Below are 1,560 nucleotides of genomic sequence, written 5' to 3'. Positions count from 1 at the left end.
GGGTGGTACCGCGAGCAAAGCCTTCTCGTCCCTTGGGATGAGAGGCTTTTTTTTTTATTTTATTGCAAATTTAGAGACCAAGCAGGAGGAACGAGCAATGGCAAAATGGGAGCAACTGACACCGCAGCAGCAGCAGGAGGTGAACCGTCAGTTGGAGACGATTCGCCGCGGAGTCGTCGAGATCGTACCTGAAGATGAGTTGAAGCAGAAGGTCATCGACTCCGTCGCAACGGGAACTCCGCTAAAAGTAAAACTGGGACTGGATCCTTCGGCTCCCGATATTCATGTCGGCCATACGGTCGTGCTGCACAAGCTGCGCCAGTTTCAAGAGTTCGGCCACCAGGTACAGCTCATCATCGGCGATTTCACCGGACGGATCGGAGACCCGACAGGCAAATCCGAAACGCGTAAGCAGTTGACGGAAGAAGACGTGAAGCGCAATGCGGAGACGTATCAGAAGCAAATTTACAAAATATTGGACCCGCAAAAAACGCAGTTGTACTACAACTCCGAATGGCTCGGACCGCTCACGTTCGTCGATGTCGTTGAGCTGTCGGCCAAGCTGACGGTGGCGCGCATGCTGGAGCGGGACGATTTTTCCAAGCGCTATGCCGGCGGCCAGCCGATTCATATCCACGAGTTTTTCTACCCGCTGATGCAAGGCTACGACTCGGTGGCGCTGAAGAGCGATATTGAGCTGGGCGGAACGGACCAGAAGTTCAATCTGCTGATGGGACGCACCCTGCAAAAGGAGTACGGCGTCGATACGCAGGTGGCGATCATGAACCCGCTGCTCGAAGGGCTGGACGGCGTACAGAAGATGAGCAAAAGCCTCGGCAACTATATCGGAATCGATGAGGAACCGAATGAAATTTACGGCAAAGCGATGTCTGTGCCGGACGAGCTGATGCTCAAATATTACGAGCTGGCGACCGACATTTCGAACGAAGAGCTGCAGCAGCTTCGCGACGGGCTCGGCAACGGCACCGTTCATCCGCGGGATGCCAAGATGCGACTCGCTTACACCTTCGTTCGCATGTATCACGGACAGCAGGCTGCGGATGAAGCGCAGCAGCACTTCGTGACTGTCTTCCAGCAGCGCGCGCTGCCTGAGGATATCCAGGAAGTAGACTTGCCGCAGGAGGCACTGGAAGACGGCAAAATCCGCATTGTAAAGCTGCTCGTCACGCTTGGTCTGCAAAGCTCGGGCAGCGAGGCGCGCCGGAGCGTGCAGCAGGGCGCGGTGAAGATCAATGAGGAGAAAATCGACGATCCGAACGCCGAGCTCACGCCGCAGGGCGGCGAAATCGTGCAGGTCGGCAAACGCAAATTTGCCCGCATTAAGCTAGGGTAAGCGCATAAGAAAAGGATGCTCCGCATGTCGTATCGACTTCGGCGGAAGCATCCTTTTTTTTCGGTAATCCGGCGCGGGGGGAGCAGGGGCGCTGCGTTATGCAAAAAAGGGCCGCTTCGCAGCAGCAGGTTTCCCTGGTTGCAAAGCAGCCCTTTTACGATTACAAATTAGCGGCTGTAGAACTCGACGATTTGTTTTTCGTCGAT

1 protein-coding gene is annotated in these 1,560 nt (G+C 55.4%); it reads left to right on the top strand.

What is annotated here, in order from left to right; translation table 11 throughout:
- The first annotated feature begins 97 nt into the window (after positions 1-97).
- Complete coding sequence (gene tyrS / locus QJ48_RS34445; protein WP_054977767.1) at positions 98-1,354, top strand: tyrosine--tRNA ligase; 1,257 nt, start codon at positions 98-100, stop codon at positions 1,352-1,354.
- Positions 1,355-1,560: the final 206 nt, after the last annotated feature.

The sequence above is a fragment of the Paenibacillus sp. A3 genome (genome assembly GCF_001399685.1).
Taxonomy (GTDB): Bacteria; Bacillota; Bacilli; order Paenibacillales; family NBRC-103111; genus Paenibacillus_G.
The sequence above is the reverse complement of the archived record's forward strand: the minus strand, read 5'-3'. Positions and strand labels throughout refer to the sequence as shown.

Coding starts and splice junctions, on each gene's coding strand:
- tyrS (WP_054977767.1), top strand. CDS start 98: ATGGCAAAATGGGAGCAACTGACACCGCAGCAGCAGCAGGAGGTGAAC.